The organism is Nocardiopsis nanhaiensis, assembly GCF_054778635.1.
On record NZ_BAAGZJ010000160.1, the window covers coordinates 1 to 4,109 of the forward strand.

At 70.3% G+C, this 4,109-nt stretch carries 4 protein-coding genes; all 4 read right to left on the reverse strand.

Annotation, left to right across the window (positions count from 1 at the left end; all coding sequences use genetic code 11):
* Positions 1-304: biotin/lipoyl-containing protein (locus ACYVD1_RS34395; protein WP_460778664.1), on the reverse strand; the 304-nt coding region annotated here is incomplete at its 3' end.
* A gap of 121 nt (positions 305-425) precedes the next feature.
* Positions 426-1,802, reverse strand: a complete 1,377-nt coding sequence (lpdA, locus tag ACYVD1_RS34400; protein ID WP_460778661.1) for a dihydrolipoyl dehydrogenase — start codon at positions 1,800-1,802, stop codon at positions 426-428.
* A 145-nt stretch (positions 1,803-1,947) separates the two neighbouring features.
* Entirely contained in the window at positions 1,948-3,471 is a 1,524-nt protein-coding gene (locus tag ACYVD1_RS34405; protein WP_460778662.1) for a leucyl aminopeptidase, read from the reverse strand.
* Positions 3,472-3,815: 344 nt separating this feature from the next.
* Positions 3,816-4,109, reverse strand: a 294-nt coding sequence (locus ACYVD1_RS34410) for an adenosylcobinamide-GDP ribazoletransferase (RefSeq protein WP_460778663.1), incomplete at its 5' end; no start/stop codon positions are given.

Consider the following 4,109-nt stretch of genomic DNA (forward strand, 5'->3'; position numbering starts at 1 on the left):
GCTCCGCCTCCTCGGCCTGCGCGGGCGCGGCCGCCTCGGGCTCCTGAGCCGCGGGCGCGGGTGCGTCGTCGTCGGCGCTGTCGCCCTCGCCGCCGACGACCGCGATCTCCGCGCCGATCTCCACGGTGTCGTCTTCGTCGACGAGGATCTTGGTGAGTACACCGGCCACCGGGGACGGGATCTCTGTGTCCACCTTGTCGGTGGAGACCTCAAGGAGCGGCTCGTCTACCTCGACGGTGTCGCCCACGTTCTTCAGCCACTGGGTGACGGTCCCTTCGGTGACGCTCTCACCCAGGGCGGGCATGGAAACGGAAGTCGGCATGGGTTCCTCGTTGGATCTGGGCGCGGTATCTGCCCATAGCCTGGACGGGCAGCGCGGATGTGTGCGGGGGCGGGCCCGTGAGGCCCGCCCCCGGGTGAAGCGGTCAGTCGTGGACGTGCAGAGGCTTGCCCGCAAGCGCGAGGTGGGCCTCGCCCAGTGCCTCCGACTGGCTCGGGTGCGGGTGGATCAGCTGGGCCACCTCGGAGGGCAGCGCCTCCCAGTTGTAGATCAGCTGGCCTTCGGCGATCAGCTCGCCGACACGGCTGCCGACCATGTGGACGCCCAGCACGGGACCGTCCTTCTCGGCGATGACCTTGACCGCGCCCTGCGTCTGGAGGATCTGGCTCTTGCCGTTGCCCGCCAGGTTGTAGTTCATCTCGACGACGTCGTGGCCGCGCTCCTTGGCCACCTTGGTGGTGAGACCGACGGAGGCGACCTCAGGCTCACAGTACGTGACGCGGGGCACACCGTCGTAGTCGATCGCGGGCGGGTTCTGCCCGGCGATGTGCTCGGCGACGAAGATGCCCTCGGCGAAGCCGACGTGGGCGAGCTGGAGGGTCGGGATGAGGTCGCCGACCGCGTAGACGTTGCCCACACCGGTGTGCAGGTTCTCGTCGACCTGGACGAAGCCGCGGTCGAGGGTGACACCCTGCTCCTCGTAACCGAGGCCTTCGGAGACCGGGCCGCGGCCGATGGCGACCAGCAGGACCTCGGCCTCCAGGGTCTTGCCGCCCTGGAGCGTGACGACCACACCCGAGTCGGTGGTCTTGACCGACTCGAACGGGGTGCCCAGCTCGGACTTGATCTTGCGCTTGCGGAAGGCCCGCTCCAGCAGCTTGGAGCTGGACTCCTCCTCGACGGGGACCAGGTTCTTGAGGGCCTCGACGACGGTGACCTCGGAGCCGTAGGAACGCCACACGCTGGCGAACTCCACGCCGATCACGCCGCCGCCCAGGACGATGACGGACTCGGGGACGCGGCCCAGGTCCATGGCTTGGTCACTGGTCATGACCTTGTCGCCGTCGATCTCCAGGCCGAGGGTCTTCGGCTTGGAACCGGTGGCCAGAAGGACGTTCTTGCCCTTGTAGACCTTGCCGTCGACCGTGACCTCGTCCTTGCCGGTGAGCTTGCCCTCACCCTCGACGACGGTGATCTTGCGGGACTTGATGAGTCCGCTCAGGCCCTTGTACAGGCCGTTGACCACCTTGTCCTTGTACTTGTGCACGGCCTCGATGTCGATGCCCTCGAAGGTGGCCTTGACGCCGAAGTTCTCGCTCTCCTTGGTGGAGTCGGCGACCTCGGCCGAGTGCAGGAGGGCCTTGGTGGGGATGCAGCCGCGGTGCAGGCAGGTGCCGCCGAGCTTGTCTTTCTCGATCAGGACGACGCTCATGTCCAGCTCGGCGGCGCGCAGTGCCGCCGCGTAGCCGCCGCTGCCGCCGCCAAGGACGACGAGGTCGAAGGTGCCGCCGCTCTCACTCACGGGAACGAACTCCTAGTTGTGGTGGCTGGTGATGGTAGTGGAAGACCGTGGTCCTGCCGCAGGGGCGGCGAGTCGTATCAGACCGCGGCTGCCGGGGTGCGGGGCGGCGCTCCGGCTCAGAGGAGTACCGCCCCGCCCTTCCGAACTACTGCTTACGGGCGTAGTCCTCGGCGATGCGGACGAGGGTGCGGGTTCCCGCACCCGTGCCGCCCTTGGGGGTGTGACCGTGCGGCCCACCGTGGTTGAAGGATGGCCCGGCGATGTCGAGGTGGGCCCACTTGGTGCCCTCCTCGATGAACTCCTGGAGGAAGAGGCCCGCGGAGAGCATCCCGCCCCAGCGCTCGCCCGCAACGTTGGCGATGTCGGCGACCGAGGAGTTGAGGCCGGCGCGCAGCTCCGACGGGAGCGGCATGGGCCAGGAGGCCTCGTTCTCGGCACCGGCCGAGGCGACGATCTCGTCGCGCACGGAGTCGTCGTTGGACATGACCGCGAACACGCGGGTGCCCAGCGCGACGAGCTGGGCACCCGTCAGCGTGGCGATGTCCACGATCAGGTCCGGCTCGTCCTCGTGGGCGCGCACGAGGCCGTCGGCCATGACCAGGCGGCCCTCGGCGTCGGTGTTGAGGACTTCGACGGTCTTGCCGCCGTAGATGCTCACGACGTCGGAGGGGCGCTGGGCGGTGCCGCTGGGCATGTTCTCGGCCACCGTCAGGTAACCGACGGCGTTGACCTCCAGGCCCAGGGTGGAAATGGCGCGCATGGCGGCGAGCACGGAGGCCGCACCGCTCATGTCGGACTTCATCCACTCCATGCCGCCCGAAGGCTTGAGGGACAAGCCGCCCGAGTCGAAGGTGATGCCCTTGCCGACGAAGGCGATCTTCTTGCTGGCCTCCGGGTGGCTGTAGGACAGCCGGACCAGCCGGGGCGGGTTGGCCGAACCCTGGCCGACCCCGGTCAGGCCGCCGTAGCCGCCCTCGGACAGGGCGCGCTCGTCCAGGACCTCGATCTCCATCCCGGTCTGCTGGGCGATCTCCTGGGCCGCGTTGGCCAGGTCCTCGGGGACCAGGTCGGCCGGTGCGGTGTTGACGAGGTCGCGCGTGAAGGAGACGGCTTCGGCGAGGACGGAGGCGCGCTCCACGGCGTCGTCTGCGCCGGTGGCCTCACTGGCCACGGTCAGCGAGACCGCGGCGCTCTTGGCCGCCTTCTTCTCGGCCTTCTCGCCGGTGCGGTAACGGTCGAAGTCGTAGGTGCCGAGCTCGGCGCCCAGGGCCACGGCGCCGGCCTGGTCGGCGGTGGTCGCGGGCAGCGCCAGCACGACACGGCCCGCGCCCTCGGGACGCGAGCTCAGGGAACGCAGCGCGGCGCCGGCCGCGCGGGACAGGACATCGGAGTCGACGGGGCCGTCGGTGGGCGCCGGGCCGAGGCCGACCGCGACGACGACCGGGGCCTTGACTGCTCCGAGGGAGGCAATGGTGTGCACCTCCTCAGGGGCGCCGCTCGCTCCCAGGAGCGACAGGGTAGAGCCGAGGCCGCCGGTGAAGGCGGCGTCGACGGAATGAGCGCCCGATGCGGGCTCCGGGGCGTCGCCTCCGGAGTGGTAACCGACGACTACGGCGTCGGCGTCGAGCGAACTGGGGGACTCCGTGTTTACTGACAACGTCGTGCTCACGCTCTCGATGCTAGCCCTCCTGTGCCCCCTGCGGTGACGCGGCACCCCGTGCCTTGCAAGGCTCTGACGCGGCGCTCTGCGTCCTGGGGGGCTGTGGGGCGACTCCCCCCGCGGGTCCGGTTCCGCCCGCACGGTGTGGGCCCCCTGGTCCCTTTCGGGGGGCGTCTTACGCGCTTGGCGGCGCGGAGACGCGCCTGCCCGTGGGCCGGCGGCGTGAAACTCCGTGTGAAAAAATGTGATGATGCCGACATTGGGCGGCCGGAATGGCTACTGGCCAGTAAGTATGCCCTGGTGGGGAAGGCACGGCCCGGTTCCGGCCGCGGTTCCGGCCCCGTTCCCAGGCTTCACATCCACACGATCGCCGCCGCCGTTACCAGTAGGACGGTCGTAGCGGCCGTCTCCGCCAGAGCGCCCAGGACATCTCCGGTGATGCCGCCCAACCGCCGCACCGCGCGCCGTAGCAGGAAGCCAGCGGTCACCTGCCCGAGGACAGCCCCGAGCGCGCAGGCGGCCGCGAACCCGGGGGAGTGGGCCAGCCCGAGCGCGCACAGCGCCAGGACCCCGAACGCGCACACCGCGGCGGACCCGGGGCGCACCGTCCCCGCGACCGCCGCCCCGGGCCGCAGCCCGCCTCGCCG